Origin of the sequence: Flavobacterium branchiicola (assembly GCF_018383905.1) — a bacterium.
GTDB lineage: Bacteria > Bacteroidota > Bacteroidia > Flavobacteriales > Flavobacteriaceae > Flavobacterium > Flavobacterium branchiicola.
In genome coordinates, this window is the sequence record NZ_JAGYWA010000006.1 from 391,518 (window position 1) to 410,225 (window position 18,708).

The 18,708-nt window shown below is 32.8% G+C and carries 18 protein-coding genes; 9 read left to right on the forward strand and 9 right to left on the reverse strand.

The genetic code is table 11. The features are described from left to right. Positions 1 to 30: 30 nt before the first annotated feature. Complete coding sequence (locus tag KHA98_RS17080; protein ID WP_213259104.1) at positions 31 to 783, forward strand: SDR family NAD(P)-dependent oxidoreductase; 753 nt, start codon at positions 31 to 33, stop codon at positions 781 to 783. A 301-nt stretch (positions 784 to 1,084) separates the two neighbouring features. After that, positions 1,085 to 4,516, forward strand: a complete 3,432-nt coding sequence (locus tag KHA98_RS17085; RefSeq protein ID WP_213259105.1) for a T9SS-dependent choice-of-anchor J family protein — start codon at positions 1,085 to 1,087, stop codon at positions 4,514 to 4,516. A 53-nt stretch (positions 4,517 to 4,569) separates the two neighbouring features. On the opposite strand, the gene KHA98_RS17090 is transcribed toward KHA98_RS17085, so the two are convergent. The 5 genes from KHA98_RS17090 to KHA98_RS17110 are packed head-to-tail and all read right to left on the reverse strand — an operon-like array spanning position 4,570 to position 8,766. Beyond that, positions 4,570 to 5,097 carry a MepB family protein gene (locus tag KHA98_RS17090; RefSeq protein WP_213259106.1) on the reverse strand — a complete coding sequence of 176 codons (528 nt, stop codon included), beginning with the start codon at positions 5,095 to 5,097 and terminating at the stop codon, positions 4,570 to 4,572. Positions 5,098 to 5,140: 43 nt separating this feature from the next. Further along, positions 5,141 to 6,886, reverse strand: coding sequence for a hypothetical protein (locus KHA98_RS17095; protein ID WP_213259107.1), 1,746 nt, complete (start codon positions 6,884 to 6,886; stop codon positions 5,141 to 5,143). Then, positions 6,883 to 7,434, reverse strand: a complete 552-nt coding sequence (locus KHA98_RS17100) for an RNA polymerase sigma factor (RefSeq protein WP_213259108.1) — start codon at positions 7,432 to 7,434, stop codon at positions 6,883 to 6,885. Before KHA98_RS17100 ends, KHA98_RS17095 begins: the two co-directional genes overlap by 4 nt. A 50-nt stretch (positions 7,435 to 7,484) precedes the next feature. Continuing rightward, complete coding sequence (locus KHA98_RS17105; RefSeq protein WP_213259109.1) at positions 7,485 to 7,883, reverse strand: hypothetical protein; 399 nt, start codon at positions 7,881 to 7,883, stop codon at positions 7,485 to 7,487. 7 nt (positions 7,884 to 7,890) lie between these two features. Beyond that, positions 7,891 to 8,766, reverse strand: coding sequence for a protease complex subunit PrcB family protein (locus KHA98_RS17110; protein WP_213259110.1), 876 nt, complete (start codon positions 8,764 to 8,766; stop codon positions 7,891 to 7,893). A 185-nt stretch (positions 8,767 to 8,951) separates the two neighbouring features. Here KHA98_RS17110 and rmuC point away from each other — a divergent pair, with 185 nt between their 5' ends. The 5 genes from rmuC (at position 8,952) to KHA98_RS17135 (ending at position 12,769) form a co-directional block, all read left to right on the forward strand. After that, positions 8,952 to 10,325 (forward strand): DNA recombination protein RmuC, encoded by a 1,374-nt coding sequence (rmuC, locus tag KHA98_RS17115; protein WP_213259111.1) that lies wholly within the window; start codon positions 8,952 to 8,954, stop codon positions 10,323 to 10,325. 225 nt (positions 10,326 to 10,550) lie between these two features. Next, positions 10,551 to 11,099, forward strand: coding sequence for an acyl-CoA thioesterase (locus KHA98_RS17120; RefSeq protein WP_213259112.1), 549 nt, complete (start codon positions 10,551 to 10,553; stop codon positions 11,097 to 11,099). A 41-nt stretch (positions 11,100 to 11,140) separates the two neighbouring features. Then, positions 11,141 to 11,536: a VOC family protein gene (locus KHA98_RS17125; protein WP_213259113.1), complete on the forward strand. Its 396-nt coding sequence runs from the start codon at positions 11,141 to 11,143 to the stop codon at positions 11,534 to 11,536. Between the two features lie 19 nt (positions 11,537 to 11,555). Continuing rightward, positions 11,556 to 12,008 carry a hypothetical protein gene (locus KHA98_RS17130; RefSeq protein WP_213259114.1) on the forward strand — a complete coding sequence of 151 codons (453 nt, stop codon included), beginning with the start codon at positions 11,556 to 11,558 and terminating at the stop codon, positions 12,006 to 12,008. 221 nt (positions 12,009 to 12,229) lie between these two features. Continuing rightward, the gene (locus tag KHA98_RS17135; protein ID WP_213259115.1) at positions 12,230 to 12,769 is read left to right on the forward strand and encodes a YceI family protein; all 540 of its coding nucleotides are present in this window, start codon (positions 12,230 to 12,232) and stop codon (positions 12,767 to 12,769) included. A gap of 108 nt (positions 12,770 to 12,877) precedes the next feature. Here KHA98_RS17135 and KHA98_RS17140 read toward each other — a convergent pair whose 3' ends face one another. Then, complete coding sequence (locus tag KHA98_RS17140) at positions 12,878 to 13,789, reverse strand: TIGR01777 family oxidoreductase (protein ID WP_213259116.1); 912 nt, start codon at positions 13,787 to 13,789, stop codon at positions 12,878 to 12,880. 97 nt (positions 13,790 to 13,886) lie between these two features. On the opposite strand from KHA98_RS17140, the gene KHA98_RS17145 reads away from it, so the two are divergent. Together KHA98_RS17145 and KHA98_RS17150 are read left to right on the forward strand one after the other, a co-directional pair. Further along, positions 13,887 to 14,549: a TetR family transcriptional regulator C-terminal domain-containing protein gene (locus KHA98_RS17145; protein ID WP_213259117.1), complete on the forward strand. Its 663-nt coding sequence runs from the start codon at positions 13,887 to 13,889 to the stop codon at positions 14,547 to 14,549. Continuing rightward, positions 14,546 to 15,850: an ABC1 kinase family protein gene (locus KHA98_RS17150; protein WP_213259118.1), complete on the forward strand. Its 1,305-nt coding sequence runs from the start codon at positions 14,546 to 14,548 to the stop codon at positions 15,848 to 15,850. The genes KHA98_RS17145 and KHA98_RS17150 overlap by 4 nt, the downstream gene beginning before the upstream one ends. Positions 15,851 to 16,007: 157 nt before the next feature. Here the strand turns inward: KHA98_RS17150 and KHA98_RS17155 are convergent, their stop codons facing one another. The 3 genes from KHA98_RS17155 to KHA98_RS17165 all read right to left on the reverse strand — a co-directional run bounded on the left by KHA98_RS17155 (position 16,008) and on the right by KHA98_RS17165 (position 18,588). Then, complete coding sequence (locus tag KHA98_RS17155; protein ID WP_213259119.1) at positions 16,008 to 17,303, reverse strand: cryptochrome/photolyase family protein; 1,296 nt, start codon at positions 17,301 to 17,303, stop codon at positions 16,008 to 16,010. Between the two features lie 225 nt (positions 17,304 to 17,528). After that, positions 17,529 to 17,996 (reverse strand): SRPBCC family protein, encoded by a 468-nt coding sequence (locus KHA98_RS17160; RefSeq protein ID WP_213259120.1) that lies wholly within the window; start codon positions 17,994 to 17,996, stop codon positions 17,529 to 17,531. Positions 17,997 to 18,147: 151 nt separating this feature from the next. Beyond that, on the reverse strand, positions 18,148 to 18,588 hold the full coding sequence (locus tag KHA98_RS17165; RefSeq protein WP_213259121.1) for a sterol desaturase family protein: 441 nt from the start codon (positions 18,586 to 18,588) through the stop codon (positions 18,148 to 18,150). Positions 18,589 to 18,708: the final 120 nt, after the last annotated feature.

Sequence of the window (18,708 nt, forward strand, 5' to 3'; positions counted from 1 at the left end):
ATTGTAGTTTCAAATTTAAATATTAAGAATATGGCACTTTTAGAAAACAAAGTGGCTTTTGTATCTGGTGGAGGTTCAGGAATTGGACGCGCTGTGGCAAAAGCTTACGCTCGAGAAGGAGCAAAAGTAGTAATCTCAGATATTAATGTTGAACATGGTGAAGAAACCGTAAAAAGTATAAAGGACAGTGGAGGAGAAGCCTTTTTTGTAAAAGGAGATTCTTCTGTTGCAAGCGATAATAAACACATGGTTGAGGTTGCAGTTTCAAAATACGGCCGATTGGATATCGCCTGTAATAATGCGGGAATTGGCGGTCCGGCAAAACCAACGGGAGAATATGATCCGGAAGCTTGGGATCGCGTAATTGCGCTTAATTTAAGCGGAGTGTTTTATGCCTGTCGTTATCAGCTGGAACAAATGGAGAAAAACGGTGGCGGCAGTATTGTAAATATTGCTTCAATTCATGGTCAGGTTGCAGCGCCAAACAGTCCGGCTTATACGGCCTCTAAACATGGAGTTGTGGGATTGACTAAAAATATTGCGGCAGAATATGCTTTAAAAAATATTCGTTGTAATGCCGTAGGTCCCGGTTATATAGAAACCGCTTTATTAAAAGATAATCTCACGCAAAACCTAATGGATGCTGTTGCAGCAAAAGCACCAATGAATCGTTTAGGTACTGCAGAAGAAATTGCCGAACTCGTTACTTTTTTGAGTTCTGAAAAATCTTCTTTCACAACAGGAAGTTATATTATTGCTGATGGTGGATATACCGCAGTATAAAATTATATAAATGTTATTGTTTAAAGCCGTCTGAAATTCAGACGGCTTTTTTTTGTTTTTTGAAATATTTAATAAAGAGGTTTTTACTTGTTAATTTGATTAAGCAGATCATTTTATATTTAAATCATTAAAAAAAGGCTGAGGGCAGATTATAGCTATTAAGTAAGAAAAATAGGGGAGTAGAATTTTAGCTTCTTTTAGATGTTGTTCTGAAATAACTTACAATTAATTTAAGTTTTTACAATATTCTCTTAACTTTAAACACGATAAATTTGAACTCTAAAACTCTATTCGAAAACCTATGAAAAACAATTACACTTTCCGTCATCTCATGACATTTTTAGTTTTTTTATTTTGTTTCTCACTCAACATAAGTGCGCAAACAATGCCAGCGGTACAGGATTTACCCTTTAGCCAAAAATTTACAGGATGGGCGGCTAATTCTGCAATTTATCCCGACGGTTTTCAGGGCTGGGTTGCCAATGCTGCCGGAAATACTGCGGTATACAATACCGGCTTATCTGGAGACAGAACCATCATAGCTAGTAGTAACGCTGGACAAACGAATGGTAACATACATAATTATAACAGACTGATTGGTTTTCTAAATTCAACATCTGTTGATTTGGCAATTGGTTTGGCATTTTCAACTTCAACAAGTAAAGATATAAAAGTCGAATATGATGCCATGGTTTTCCGAAATCCGTATGACGGAGTGGCGACAAATCGCCTTCAGGAAATGTCTTTGCAATATCGTGTTGGAATTACAGGGCCTTTCATAACATTGCCTGCTACAGCTTACTCAAATAATAGTACAGTTGCCAGAATAACAGCTAGTGCTCCTGATCCTATAGCGACAAGAAAAGCGGTTATACTACCTGCAGAATGTAATTACCAGCCTGTTGTACAAATAAGATGGATTGCAAGATTAATTTCTGGTTCAGCCGGTGGTCGCCAGTCTTTTGCAATTGATAATATCGATATTAAAAGCGATACCGAAGCTCCGGTTAATGCTACAGGTTATCCAAAAATTACTAATGTCTTAACAGAGAGTTTTGATTTTATTTATAAAATTAATGAAATTGCAAAAACGTATTATGTGTTATTGCCTTCAGGAAGCGTAGCGCCAACAATTGCACAAATAAAAGCAGGTCAGGATTCAAACGGTGCTACAGCTTTACAATCTGGGATTTTTGATGTTACTGATTTTAATGCAGAATACGTAAAAACTTTTTCGGGATTAAGTATAGATACTCCATATTCTATTTTTTATGTTTCTGAAGATATTATTGGAAATATATCAGCCGTAAATAAACAAGATGCTTCGACGGCACCGGTTTTAATTCCTTCATTATCTACAACAGTAACGACATTAGACTTAGGTGCTTCTGAACCAAATTATGAGTCAGAAATTTTAAGCTATCAGATTGCCGCTACAAATCTTACTAAAGATGTTGTGGTAACTTCTCCTGCAAACTTTACGATTTCAAAAGATAATACTACTTTTTCATCCTCTTTAACATTTGCAGCAACTGATTTTGCCTCAAATGCTACACCAACTGTTTATGTGAAATTTGCACCAAATGCGATTGCCGGTTTTTCAGGATCAATAACTCATGTATCTGCTGGTGCAAGTACAAAAGAAGTTGTTCTTAGCGGATACGGTATTAATCCCTACACGCAAAATTTTAACGACCCAAATGTCCTTGCCAATAGCGGGTGGAAACAATACGATATTTCCGGAACTGCTAATAAATGGTCATACACAAATGCAACCCGAAATGTTAACAGCGCTCCGGGGGCAGTTTTAATAAATGGATATTCAGATAATGGTCCAAGTAAAGACTGGTTGATTTCACCAAAATTGCATTTAGATACATTTGGTCAATTCCCATTATTGTCTTTTTATTCTCGTAAATTCTACGCTGGACCAGGTTTAAAATTAATGGTTTCTGTAGATTATGATGGAAAAAGTAATCCGGAAAATGCTACCTGGACAGAGATACCAGCTAATTTTCCAACCACTACAGGAACGTATACCAGATCTCAATACATTAAATTAGATAATTACAAAACAAGTCATACCTATTTAGCATGGGTGTATGAAACTACAGCCGGCGGAAATAATTTTGCAGCCGAATGGTCTTTAGACGATGTAGCCATTACAGATGAATCTGGATATATAGCTTCAAATCCTATTTTAGATTTTGGAGATGTTTTACCAAATGGGATTTCTGCGAGCCAATCTTTTAATTTTATTGCCGAAGGTTATGGTGATATTACAATTGCTGCTCCGGCTTCATACGAGTTGTCTTTAGATAATGTTTCGTTTCAGGGAAGTGTTGTGGTTACAGCAGCAGACGCTATTGCAGGAAAAATAGTGTATGCAAGATTTGTTCCTGTTACCAAAGAATTATCAATTTCTGGAGAATTAACAGTAACCGGGAATTCATTAAATAAAAAAATAGGATCACTTACAGGTTCTTCAATACCAAAAGCAGATACTTTTGATGTAGTAAGTTATAATTTGGAATTTTTTGGAACTGATGTTAAAGATAAAACCGGTAAAGAATTTGGACCAACAAATGATGCTTTGCAAATTGAGAATGTTGCAAAAGTTATGAATAAGCTAAATGCAGATGTTTATGTCGTTCAGGAAGTTTCGGATGAGCCAGCACTAGATGCTTTAATTCAAAAAATTAGTATAAACGGAAAAACATTTGATAAGGCAATCTCAACTTCTTGGTCGTACTCATTTAAACCTTTAGATCCTTATTTTCCACCTCAGAAACTGGTTGTAATTTATAATACAGAAACTACTACCGTAAAAAGTACAAAAGTATTATTTAAAGATTTGTACGATCAAATTCGTCTTAATACAGTAGTTTTACCAGGTTATCCGGGAACAGAAACTCCAGAAGAGAATGATGATAGTTTTTTCTCATCAGGACGTCTTCCTTATTTAGTTCAGATTGAAGCCAATATTGGCGGTATTAAAAAAGAGATTAATCTGATTGATCTTCACGCACGTGCAAACAGCGGAACAGATATTTCAAAATACAATCAGCGTAAATATGATATTGATTATTTAAAAGACGCATTAGATGCAGAATATCCAGACGCAAATTTAATTCTTTTAGGAGATTTTAATGATGATGTAAAAGCTTGGGTTGGAAATGCAAGTACAGTTTCATCTTATAAGAAATTTGTAGATGATACTACTAATTATAATGCCTTAACATTAGGTATTAGCCAGGCTGGAGCTTATAGTTTTTTAAGTTCACAAGGATTCTTAGACCATATTTTAATTTCAAATGAATTAACAGATCAGTATATCGACAAATCAATTGCAGTTTATGATCCACGTGCCGATATTGCCGATTATACAACAACAACATCAGATCACGGACCTGTAATCGCTCGTTTTGAATTGAAAAAAGATGTTTTGTCAACTGTTGATTTTGAAACAAACAAAGGGTATCTGGTAAATGCTTTCCCTAATCCGTCTTCTGATGTGGTTAATATCGAAGTAAAAACAAAAGACGATAAAAACCTGACTTTAAATCTTTATGATATTGCAGGAAGAACTGTAATTAAATCAATTCAAATAAAAGGGACTCAGGAAAAGAATACGGCAATTGTTCAATTAAGTAATCTTAAAACTGGAATTTATGTTTACACTTTAAGTGAAAATGGTAAAGTAATTTACAGCAATAAGATTGTTAAAAAATAGATTTCAAAAAGAGTAAAATAAAGAAAGGCGATTCAAATTTGAATCGCCTTCTTTTATTGGATAAAAAGCTTTGTGAATTTTTCTATTTCCGTTTCCGGAATTATACTGTAAAAATAATCCAGCTGCCATTTTTGTGTTTTTTGCGCCTGTTTACTGTTTGCTTCATCCCAGGGCGGATAAACACGCGTAGCTCTAATTCCTTCCTTAGTAGCTGTGGTGAAAATTCCTTTTTTGAGAAGAATCTCTTTTGGGAATACAAATTGTCCAAACAAATCCTCTTTTCGTACACTTACAATAACAAAATCGATTGGATCATTATAATCAAAAGGTTCAATTGTTCCTTTTATATTTCTTTTCCATAAGGTTACAAACTGCCCTGTTTTTGTTGGTGTAATTTTAGCCGATCTGAACTTTATTGACCTATCATCAATTTTAAAATCAAAAGCATCATATTCTTTACTTTCAATTTCCGGCTGAGGTTCAGAACAAATAAATCCGCAAACATCGTAAATTAATTTTTTTGCAGTAATTAAATTTTTTGGCAAAGATGTTTCATCTGTCCAATTATTTTCAGGTATCATTTATACTTTATATTTCTGTAAAATTATATAAAATACCTGCCAATTAAAAAGAAACATTAAGTCCAAAGTTCAATCCCCATTGAACCTGATTGAAAGATTGGCTGTTTAAAGGATTTACATAATAATTGACAGCAGGCTCAACAAAAACATTTGTTTTTTTATACACGCGATATTGTACTGTGCTGCTTAAAGTTGAACCGTAAACAAAATCATTTGCATTTACATTTTTACCAATAGAATAGCCATCTAAAGCAACATTGTTAGAAATTAACTTACCAACAAATCCTCCGGTGTTTAAAGTAATGTTTGCCTTGTTTTTTGAGAAAATAGCATAGGAAACTTCCAAAGGCATTTCGACATATCGTAAGCTCTGATCTAAATTTCCACTTTGAATGTTATCACTTTTTAGTGCATTTTTAGTACTATTAGAAACCAGTACATAATCTTCATTTGTTGCAATTTGCGGAACAGTAGAATTCTGAACTAAATAATCGCCAGTACCAAAGAAAGCATTGCTTTTTACATTCATATAAGCCACATTTGCAACGCTTTGTCCTAGCTCATTGATTTTGAAGCCAGAAGCAACCGCCCATTTCTTAGCGACTTTGTATTTTGTTTTAACCCCGTAACTATTACTTTGTTTAGAATCGTTGACATTACCTAAAGTTCTGTCGTTTTTGTAGTTTTCTGAACTGGCAACACCCGCAAAAACCTGAACTGCCCATTTGTCTGTTTTGTCTAAAGATTCTTCTTTCTTGTCTTTTTTATCTTTTTTGTTTTCAGGAGCCTGAGCGATAATTCCTTTTTCTAAATTTTGAAGTTCAGCCAACTGAATAGAATCTTGCTTGCTTAAAGCACTACCAAATCTTGAATTGTTTTTTAGATTGTTATCTGCAATTGCTTTTTCTGAAGTTGTTTTTTCAGATTTTATTTCAGTACTAAATTCTCTTTTGCTTCCGCTTACAACAGCTTGTTTATCATTTTTAAACGAGTTTGAAGCGACAGTATTTGATGAATTGTATTTTTCGAAAATTGAATTCGTTGGTAAAGCAGTTGAAGCAGTATTAAAGCTATTTGTTTTACCAGCCTTAAATGTTTTTTCAGCCAAAACTTTGTCCGCATTTTTCTTTTCAGGATCAGAAACATACATTTTTGAAGCTGAATTAAAAGAGTTTTGCTGTTTAGGATAATATCCTTTTTCTGCTACACTTTGATTTTTACTGTTTTTTGATGTGTTTAAATTCGGATGTTTTGAAAACGAATTAAACTGATTTTCTTTTTCTGAAACTGAAGTTTTTTGTGCCGATGAATTATTATTAATCTTATTATCCGTACTAACTACTGCTGATTTTGCATTTGAAACAGCAGGATTAGAATTGACATTAGAATAGGTATTAATTATGGCATTTTTGTCTGTTTGATTTTCAGGATTTTCTACAACTTGTTTTTCTGTTGTATTCGACTTTTGAACGTTGTCATTTTTATTTTCATCTAAAGTTATTGAGCTTTTATCTTTAGATTCCTTTTGATTTTCGTCTAATACAACACTATTGTTATTGATGATATCACCATTTATAGTTTTAATTCCTGAGTTTGATGTAAAATATAATACAGAAGGAAGCAGTAAGCCCAGTAAAAGGCATGCCGCAGCTGACCACCAAAGAATTGCTCTTTTCTTCTTTTTAGGTTTATCTAGTTTTTCTTCAATATTTGCCCACAATTCCGGAGGTGGAATACTTGCGAAGTTTTCCATTGATGAAAAAATATCTTCTATCTTTTCTTTTTTCATGCTATTTTAAAATTTTTTATGCTCAAAATTCTTTTCTGCAAAATGCCTTTCGCTCTATTTAAATTAGATTTTGATGTTCCTTCAGAAATATTCAGTAACTCGGCTATTTCTTTATGTTTCATTTTTTCAAAAACATACAAGTTGAAAACCGTTCGATATTGATCGGGTAAATCCCTTATATATTCTAATAATTTTTCTTGCTCTATGGGAATAGTATCTAATTCTTCTTCTTCAATAAAATCACTGTCAGGATCAAAGACATCCAGAAAAAAACTTTCTTTTTTCTTTTTATTTAGAGTTTCTATCAGTTTATTGATAAAAATACGTTTTAGCCAGCCTTCAAAGCTTCCTTCAAATTTGTATTGGCTTATTTTCTGAAAAACGATTACAAATGCTTCCTGAAAAACATCTTTTGCATCATCTTCATTTTTCATATACTTCAAGCATATACCATACAAAACAGGAGAGAACAACTGATAAATTTTCAGTTGTCCTTCCCGGTTATTTTGTATGCATAACCTAATGTATTTTTCTAAATCGTCTTTCAAAAAGTGGTATTGTTTGGTTTTGCAAAAATAGTTTTTATAAACTTAAAAAACTATCTTTTAAATATACTACGGCTAGCGTCCTGGTTGTTAGTAGCAATTGTTAGATTCTGATTATCAAGTTTTTCTATGATGTATGTCTTGCCTTCAAAGGTAATCAGGTCATGTTCTGTCTTATCAGAAAAACCAATTCCCTTTTCAATTTGATACGTACTGTTTCTAATTTCTACATCGTTTTTATAAGTAATTACTCTTCCATCCGGAGTAAAGACAATCTTTTTTGTAAAACCAATTGTTTTAGGAGTTGCAGTATAAGGATTACTCAATCCGCCGGTAGATTTTTCCCATATCCATGTATTTACAATTGATGCCGAGTCGTATTTTACTGGTTCCAATGAATATCCGGTAGAGAAAAGTCCAAAGAAAATGAAGAATAAAAAATGTTTTTTCATAATACGATTATTTTAAGCTTTCGATTTTATCTTTAATTGCTTTCTTAAAAGTTTTTATTTCTGCACTTTGGTCATCAGTATCAGCATTGTCTATGTAAACTTTGGTAACAATGTTTCCTTGACGCAATTGAAAGTAAATTCCACCCTGATCTGCAGCATCAGGAGAACCATATGTTTTTGTTTGCCCTTTAAGGCTTAAAATTTCTGCAGGGACATTTTTAAGGAACGCAGAATATTCCCCTTTTTTAATTAGGCTTGTAGATTTGTACTGCTCGAATTCATATTTTCCAGCTACAACATTTTGAAATTTCATTACATTGAAATTGTTTAACTGAAAGAATTTTTGGCAATCAGGACCAGTACAATAAGTAGCATAAGTTCCTACTATAATATTGTCTGAGTTTTCATTAACTTTATTAAAAACGATAGGTTTATTTGTTAATGGTATTAATATAAAATCTGATGGATAAGTTGGAGTTTGTAAAATTACTTCGCCGGCTTGTGGGCTGCTTTCATAAAAATTAATCACCATTTGACAGTTGTTTTCAACAATCGAAGTCATTTTTATACCGTAGCCATTTGTAGGTTTCACTCCCGAAAAAATTCCTACCAGTAAATTTTTTGTAAAATCAATAGTTGGATCACTTGGAACCGTACAGGTATTTTCGTGTTTTGTAAAGTATTGATCTACTTTTTCTTGTGAACCTAAAACTACAGCAACCGGATTTGTTGGCAAAGATTTTACACTATAATTGCATAAAAGTGGAAACCCTGTAAAAGCTACATCTTCATTTGCACCACAATCAGTATTTATGTCATCATTATTAAGAGAACAAGCACTGAATCCAAAAGCTATAAATAAGCTCAACATTAATTTTTTCATGATAATATTTTAATACGTTATACTAGATAGATGGCATTCTGTTTAAATGGTTGCGTAGAAGTTTTTTTTTATTTGATTTTTTTTAATGTTTAGTTTGTTTAGAATCAGGACTTATTCGTGAAATTTTTATTTTAAGACTAAGTACTACGTATTATTGCGTACTTTTACTTAAAAAAAACGTAGTTATGTTCGACTTTATTCCGCTTTTAGCAGCATTTGTAATCGCTCTTTTTCTTGGGATTTTCTTGGGAAAAATGTTCTTTTCGGTAAAAGCGCAGTCAGAAAAAGTTAGTTTGGAAGAAAGATTGAATGCAAATGTCAATCAATTGCAAATGCAGAAAGAACAAACTGAAAACGACAGGAATAATTTTAATAAACAGCTTCAGTTACTGAATGCTGAGAAAGAAAATATAAGAACAGAAAAAGATAGTCTGGCAATTCAGCTTTCTAAAAAAGAAGTCGATTTTGAGAATTTATGGGAGCGTCATAAAGAACAGAAAAATGAAATAACAGTGCTTCAGGAAAAATTCACCAAAGAATTTGAAAATCTGGCCAATAAAATCCTGGAAGAGAAATCAGCAAAATTTACAGAACAGAATAGCGAAAACATGAAAAATATCTTGTTGCCGCTGCAAGATAAAATTCAGGGATTTGAGCAAAAAGTAGAGCAGACGCATAAAGAAAGTATCGATTATCATGCAGCACTTCGTCAGCAAATTGTAGGATTGAGTGAGATGAATGCACAAATGAGCAAGGAAACCTTAAACTTAACCAAAGCGCTAAAAGGAGACAGTAAAATGCAGGGAAATTGGGGAGAACTTGTTTTAGAACGCGTCCTTGAAAAATCAGGTTTAGAGAAAGGTCGTGAATATGATGTGCAGCAAAGTTTTGTAAATAGTGAAGGCAATCGTGTTTTTCCTGATGTTGTAATCAATTTACCCGATGGCAAAAAAATGATTGTAGACTCGAAGGTTTCTTTGGTTGCGTATGAAAAATGGATCAATGAGGAATCGGAAATTCTTAAAACAGATTTACTTCGCGAACATGTAAATTCGATTAAAAGGCATGTTGAACAACTCGGTAATAAAAATTATCACGACTTGTATCAAATAGAAAGTCCTGATTTTGTATTGCTTTTTATTCCGATGGAACCTGCCTTTGCAATTGCTTTAAATGAAGATCCGGCTTTATACACCAAAGCATTCGATAAAAATATTGTGATTGTTACGCCAAGTACTTTACTGGCAACTTTAAGAACAATTGACAGTATGTGGACGAACCAGAAGCAACAGGAAAACGCATTTGAAATTGCCAGACAAGCAGGTGCCTTATATGATAAATTTGAAGGATTTGTTAGTGACCTGGTCAGAATTGGAAATAAAATAAAAGATACTAAAACCGAGTACGAAGCTGCGATGAACAAATTAGTTGACGGAAAAGGCAATTTGATCTCGAGTGTAGAGCGACTAAAAAAAATGGGAGCAAAGGCAAAAAAAGCACTTCCTGAAAGTATTATTGCCCGCGCTTCAAATGACGACGAAAACCAATTTTTAAATTAGAATTTTAACACATAGAAACATAAGATTTAGGATTGCGTAATAAGTCGTTTCATTCGCATAGCTATGTGTTAGAAACGAGTTTCTTTCCATAATCTTTCAAAAAAAACAAAATCTATGTTTCTATGTGTTTAAAAAATATACGTAACAGAATAAAAATCATGTTAACCTTTTTTAATCTGTGGCAAAAAAATAAACTAAACTATTAAGATAATACCAAAAACAAACATGACTACAGATTTTAAACCCGTTTCATCCTCAAAGATTAGTATTTCAGAATTGATGCTGCCATCGCATACTAACTTTAGCGGTAAAATTCACGGAGGATATATTTTGCAATTACTGGATCAGATCGCATTTGCATCGGCATCAAAATTTTCAGGGAACTATTGTGTAACCGCTTCTGTTGATACAGTAAACTTTTTAAAACCAATTGAAGTTGGTGAACTGGTAACAATGAAAGCTTCTGTAAATTATGTAGGGCGCAGCTCTATGGTAGTTGGAATTCGTGTTGAAGCAGAGAACATTCAAACCGGAGCAATTAAACATTGTAATTCGTCTTATTTTACCATGGTGGCAAAAGATAAAGAAGGAAAAAGTGTTCAGGTACCGGGGCTTATTTTATCTAATCTGGAAGAAGTTCGTCGTTTTAGAAAAGCAATAAAACATATCGAAATTAAAAAAGAGATAGAAGAGCACGAAAAAATTGCCAATATTAGTTCAATCGAAGATTTAGCGAGTTTAGATAAATACAATGTTCTTCTTGAAATCAGCTAATTTTTCCTATCTTTAATTAATACGCATTAAATAAAGAAATCATGGTAAAATTTGGATATACAATTTTGTACGTTGAAGACGTAGAAAAATCAATAGCGTTTTATGAAAACGTATTTGGATTTACAAGAAAATTTATAAGTCCGGGTAGCGATTATGGCGAACTGAATACAGGTGAAACAACTATTTCTTTTGCATCAAAAAAACTTGCCGCTCAAAACTTAAAAGAAGGCTTTCTTGAAAGTAATCTGGAGGATAAACCTTTTGCAATAGAATTAGGTTTTATTACAGATGAAGTGGGAGAGCTAGTTCAAAAAGCAACTTCGTTTGGAGCCGTATTAGTAACAGAACCTGCTAAAAAACCATGGGGACAAATTGTTGCTTACGTGAGAGATACAGATGGTTTTTTAATTGAGATTTGTACAGAAGTAGAAGGGTAGGAATTAATGTTTTATTAGAATGAAATACATAAAAAGTAAACCTTATATTCTATTTTTGGCAGTAATAATAATTGTTTTGAGCTTTGGCTTTTACAAAGGAAGAGAAGATGTTGTTATCAATATTTATGATACTTATTTTATTATTTCATATAAACATCTGGCAATACTTTTGTCTGTTGTTTATGGATTCCTAGCATTGTTATATTTTGGACTTTCGAAATTGAATTTTAAGTTATTCAACTGGATAACCATTTTTCATATCTCAGTAAGCATAATTGGTTTATTTGCGATTTTCATTTTGTCTAAATTAGTACGGGAAAATGTGCCAGGCGACATGACTACATTTTGGAATAATATAAATTTCAACGAAAAAATAGAATATGGAATAGGGCTTTCTATTATTTTAATAATAGGGGCTCAGATTTTATTTTTAATTAATGTAACTTATGCTTTGGTTAAGAAGATTATTTAAACCTGATTCATTTTTATTTAATTGAAATATTCACAAATATTTAGGACAAATTCAGAAACTTTGTACAGAGAAATTACGTAACTTTAAGTATATAATTAATTGGTTATGGAATATTTCACGGAGTACTGCCATTCTATTTTTAAGCCTTTATCTTAAGTTCTGATTTTTCTCTTCTTAAAATAAAAAAATCGAATGACATAATTGTTTAACTGTTAACGATTATGAAAAGAACTACTTTATTAATTTTACTTTTTACCACATTTTCAATACTTGCTCAAAATAAATTCAGAACCAATTCTGCGGTTGTAAATTTTGAGGCCTCAGTACCTTTTTTTGAAGAAGTAAAAGCGGTAAATAAGCTGGGAACTATTGTTCTTGAACCTTCAACAAGTACTTTGATTTGTACTGTTATTATCAAAGATTTTCGGTTTAAAATGGATTTAATGCAAGAACATTTTAATGATAATTATATCGAAAGTCATCGTTATCCAAAAGCGGTTTTTAAAGGTAAAATCGAAAAATTTGATTTAAAAAATATCGATGAAACTGAAAAAGAATTCGATATAAAGGGAAAACTATATCTACATGGAAAATCAAAGATTATCGAAGTAAAAGCATTAATAAAAAAAGTGCCCGAAGGAATTCAGATTGTGTCTACTTTTCCACTTTCCGTATCCGACTTTAATATTGAAATTCCATATGTTGTTGCCAATAAAATTTCAAAAACAGTGCAGACTGATTTGACAGGAATAATGAAATGAACTGCCAAAAACATAAACTACAAATTCTAAAGATTTTTTGGGAGATTTAAAAACTGGATAGCAACATTATAAACTCTTTTAAAATCTGGAGAATTTGTTGTTTTATGTTTAGTTCAAACAGCTTACAAGTGTGCGTTCTAAATCTGTAAACTGAAATTCGAAACCTTCTTTTTGTATTTTTTCAGATGAAACTCTTTGCCCTTTTAAGACGGCAACACTCATTTCACCCAAAATAATTTTTAATACAAATGCCGGAACTTTAGGCATCCAAATGGTATAGCCATATAAATGCGCCAGTGTTTTAGAAAATTTAGCATTCGTTATGTTATCTGTTACTGCTGCATTATAAGGCCCATGCATTTTCTTGTCTGAAACTGCTTTACAATAAATCTGGCATAAATCTTCAATATGAATCCAGGGTAGATATTGTTTTCCTGTTCCTAAAACAGCACCAAATCCGGCCTTAAAATTTGGAGCCACTTTTTTCATAAAACCTTGATCTTTACCCAAAACAATTCCGGTTCTTATTTTTACCGTACGAATTCCTAGTTGTTCTATTTTTTCTACTTCATTTTCCCAAACCTGACACGTTCTTCCTAAAAAATCGTTTACAGGAGGCGTTTCTTCGGTACATATTTTATGGCTCGTAATTGCGCCATAAATACCAACTGCCGATGCCGAAATAAAAGCATTAAGTTTTTTATTGTGTTTTTCTAAAACAGAAAATATTAAATCGATGGGTTTTGTGCGACTTTCAAGAATGGCTCTTTTTCGTCTGTTTGTCCATCTTTTTTCAACAATTCCTTCGCCGGCAAGATGAATAATATAATCGGCATTTAAAACCGCATTTTCATCTATAAAGCCTTTTTTTAAATCCCATTTGTAGTACGTAATGGTTGGTGTGTTTTCTTGTACAGACCGACTTAAAACAGACACAGAATACCCAGCTTCAATTAGAACATTTGTCAGGTGTTTTCCAATGAATCCATTTCCGCCCGTTAAAAGAACATTTTGAGTCATAATAGTTTATAATATATTTAACAGCCGATCTTGTTTAAGGATAAGTAAAGGTACTTAAACATTGCTTACCTTTAGGGCAAATTCTAAATTTAATAAAATGGCAACTAAAAAAAAGACTATAACCAGAGATGATATTGTTTCTAAATATATGAATGACGTTTTAGAAAAAGGCCAAAAACCAAAATCGGTTTATCATTTCGCTAAAGAAAATGATTTTGAAGAAACCGAATTTTATACTTTTTTTGGAACACTGGAAGGTTTAGAAAAAGAGATATTCAGATTGTTTTTTGCTAATACAATTGATCTTTTACATAAAAATGAAGAATATCTGCAATATGATATGAAGAATAAAATGCTGAGTTTTTATTTTACTTTCTTCGAAATTCTAACAGCAAACAGAAGTTACGTTTTACAATCTTTAAAACTCGACAGAAATCCCCTTAAAAATTTAGTACAACTGACTTCGCTTCGTGAGGTATTTAAAGAATATGTTGCTGAAATTCTTACGGACGATTACAGACTTGAGCAGGAAAAATTTCAAAAATTTCAGGAAAAAGCCCTTCAGGAAAGTGCTTGGCTTCAATTAATGATGACGATAAAATTCTGGATGGACGATGAATCTGCTGCTTTTGAGAAAACAGATATTTTTATCGAAAAATCGGTTAATGCTTCATTCGAATTAATGAATGTGGCACCAATGAATCATTTAATAGACTTTGGAAAATTTCTGTTTAAAGAAAAAATATACGCTAGACAATGAAAACGATCGATTATATACCAACTTCAAAAATAGAAAGAGCCGGTAAATTGGTTCAGACCGGAGCAAAAATTGGAGTTAACTATGTTAAACATTACGCCGAAAAAATTGTCAATCCGGATTTGACAAGGGATAAATTAAACGAGAACAATGCCGAGGATATTTATGACGGACTAAAAAGTTTAAAAGGAAGCGCCCTAAAAGTGGCTCAAATGCTAAGCATGGATAAGAACTTTCTTCCTCAGGCTTATGTAGAGAAATTTTCATTGTCGCAATTTTCAGTTCCGCCGCTTTCAGCTCCTTTGGTTCTAAAAACGTTCAAAAACAATTTTGGTAAAACGCCTTACGAGATTTTCGACGAATTCAATGCCAACTCGGTAAATGCTGCAAGTATTGGTCAGGTACATTTGGCAAAGAAAAATGACAAGAAACTAGCCGTAAAAATTCAGTATCCGGGTGTTGCTAATAGCATTTCATCAGATTTGGCTTTGGTAAAACCAATTGCAATCAGAATGTTTAATTTGCAGGGAAAAGACTCTGATAAATATTTTAAGGAAATTGAAGATAAGCTGATAGAAGAAACTAACTATTTGTTAGAATTAAAACAAAGTCAGGAAGTTGTAGAAGCTTGCAGTAAAATCGAAAACATTGCTTTCCCGAATTATTATCCGGAGTTTTCATCTGAGAAAATCATTACGATGGATTGGATGACAGGAATTCACCTTTCTGAGTTTACAGCAATAAATACAGATCAGGAAGTTGGTGATAAAATTGGTCAGGCGCTTTGGGATTTTTATATGTATCAGATTCATGTTTTAAGAAAAGTACACGCAGATCCGCATCCCGGAAACTTTTTAGTTGATGAGCACAATCAATTAATTGCTTTGGATTTTGGCTGTATGAAACAAATTCCCGACGACTTTTATACACCCTATTTCGAACTGATCAATAAAAATGTAATTACAGATAAGCAGCTTTTTAATCAAAAACTTTTTGAATTAGAAATACTTCGTGAAGACGATACGCCTGCTGAGATTGAATATTTCACCGAAATGTTTCATGATTTGTTGTCTCTGTTTACAAAACCGTTCCAAAATGAAACTTTTGATTTTGCCGATGAAAAATTCTTCAACGCAATAGCCGAATTAGGGAAACGTTTCTCAGAAGACACAAACCTGAAAAAAATGAACGGAAACAGAGGTTCTAAACACTTTATTTACATGAACCGTACTTTCTTTGGTTTGTACAATTTAATGTTTGATTTAAAAGCTAAAATTGTCGTTGATAATTATTTGAAATACTAGACTGGAAATTTCAAATTAAAAATTCCAAATTCCAATTTTAAAGCATCAACCTTTGTCAAAGTTTAAAACTTTGACAAAGGTTTTTTTGTCTAGTTTGCCGTTCCTCGGAATAACAATATTGTGTTTAATTGGAATTTGGAATTTCTAATTTGGAATTTTATTTAACAATTCCCGCCTTATAAGTCGCAATAGCACGATCTCTGGCAAAAGCATGATCGACCATTGGTTCATTGTAACCCAGATCAAATTCTGGAATCCATTTGCGGATGTATTCTCCCTTTTCGTCAAATTTCTTTTGTTGAATTTCCGGATTAAAAACCCTGAAGTAAGGTGCAGCATCGCAGCCTGTTCCTGCTGCCCATTGCCAGTTTCCAACGTTTGAAGCAAGTTCAAAATCCAGTAATTTTTCGGCAAAATATGCTTCGCCCCATTGCCAGTTGATTAATAAATGTTTGCATAAAAAACTGGCTACAACCATACGAACACGATTGTGCATATATCCGGTTTCATTAAGTTGGCGCATTCCGGCATCGACCATTGGATATCCGGTTGTTCCGGAACACCAGCGTTTAAAATCTTCTTCGTTATTACGCCACTGAATTCCGTCATAAGCCGATTTGAAATTGTGATTGACGCAATTCGGGAAACTAAACAGAATCTGAATAAAGAATTCTCTCCAGATTAATTCGCTCAGGAAAGTCTGATTTTTGCGATTTGCCCAGTTTACCAGTTTGCGAATACTTACAGTTCCAAAACGCAAATGAGGAGAAAGATAAGAGGTGCTGTCCAGAGCAGGAAAATCTCTTGTTTCTTTATAATGACCAATTTGTGTTAAGTTATGTGGCTGTACTTTAATTGTACTTTTTTCAAAACCAATTTGAGCTAAGTCCGGAAACTTAAACTGTTTTTTTGCAAAATTCGATTGTAATGAAACTGAATCATATTCGGGAGCTGCGCCTGAAATGTGATATTTCTCTAACCACTTATTTTTGTACGGCGTGTAAACCGTATACGGAAGTCCGTCGGCTTTTGTGATTTCTTTTTCTTCAAAGACTACGTGATCTTTAAAAGAGAAAGATTCGATATTATTTTCTTTTAATAAACCAGAAATTAAAAGATCACGTTTGATTGCGAAAGGTTCGTAATCTTTATTGAAGAAAACGTTTTGAATGTCAAATTCTTCAATTAGTGATTTCCAGACTTCTTTTGTTTTTCCCTTTTTGATTAAAACAGAAGATCCTAAAGCATTTAATTGAGTGTTTATTTTGTCAAGAGAATTATAGATAAAAGTGACACGCGCATCATTTTTGGGAAGATTATCCAGAATATCTTCATCAAAAATAAATAGCGGAATTACAGGAAAATCAGATTGCAAGGCATGAAATAATCCGGTATTATCTTCTAACCGTAAATCGCGTCTGAACCAGAAAAGGGTAACTTTTTGTCTTGTCATTATTGTATATGATTTTTTAAACACATAGAAACATAGATTTTATTTTCCTAAAAAGTGTTTGGAAAGAAACTAGTTTCTAACACATAGCTATGTGCATTGATGTAAGTGAAACGCTTTTTTTTCTCAATCTGAATTCTATGATTCTATGTGTTTAATTTTTTTGCCACAGATTAAAGGATTTGAAATGATTTTTTTTAAATCTTTGTTAATCTGTGAAGTTTGTGTTTACTTTTTAGAATTAAATAATTCTTCAATTTTACTGTATCGGTAATCGAAAATGCTTTTCAGTTTGTTTTTTACGATTAATCGGTTCATTATTTGGCCTAAAATTCCTAATGGCAAGGCATAATGAACGATGTCTGTCATCTTTGTTTTTCCATCTTCTGTCGGTTCAAAAAAATGCTTATGATGCCATAATTTGTAAGGACCAAATTGCTGAATGTCTACAAAATACTCATTTTCTTTACAAACTGTAATTTCTGTAACCCATGAAGTTTTGATTCCCAGAAGCGGTTTTAAAGTATAAGTTATAAGCTGACCCTGGTACATACGTTTATGATCAAAATCCTGAATTTCAAAACTCATATTATCAGGCGTTATGGTTTGAAGATTCTTTGGACTGGAGAAAAAATCCCAGCAATCTTCAACGCTTGAGTTTATATATTGTACGGTTTCTATTTTGTATAATTTCATTTTCTTGCTAATTCAATTGTTACAAATGCTTCTTGAAAACGTGAGCGTTAGGGATTGAAGTGGAGCTCTTTTTATGACTGGTTTTTTTGCCAGTTATAAAAAAGCGGGAACGAAAAGCCCGGTCCGCCGCTGCGGAAACGCCCAATATATTTTAAATTTTATAGTACTTAAATGGTACAAACAACATTCCGAAACATTCTCCTTTTTCTTTATTGAGGTGTTTGTGGTGAATTTTATGTGCTTTTCTGAGTCCGATGAGGTATTTGTTTTTAGTGTTTTTAAACCATTTAAAACGCTGATGAATTAAAACATCGTGAACTAAAAAGTAGCAAGCACCATACAAGGTAACTCCGCATGCAATAAAAAATAAATAGTTAAAGCCGCCTTCAACACCAAAATAAAATAAGAGAATGCTGGGAATCGCAAAAATGACAAAGAAAATGTCGTTGCGCTCAAATGGATGTTCATATTTTGGCTGATGATGATCTGAATGAAAGTACCACATAAAACCGTGCATGACATATTTATGTGTAAGCCAGGTTACACATTCCATGAACAGAAAAACGCTTAAAAAGATTAAAAAAGAAATCATTTTTATGAATTATTAAAAGTATTGTTTTAATTGTTTTGAGTTCTCCATCTTGTCATTTCGACGAAGGAGAAATCTTCGTTGCTATATCGTCAAAGATTGTCCCTTATGATTGCGGAGTTA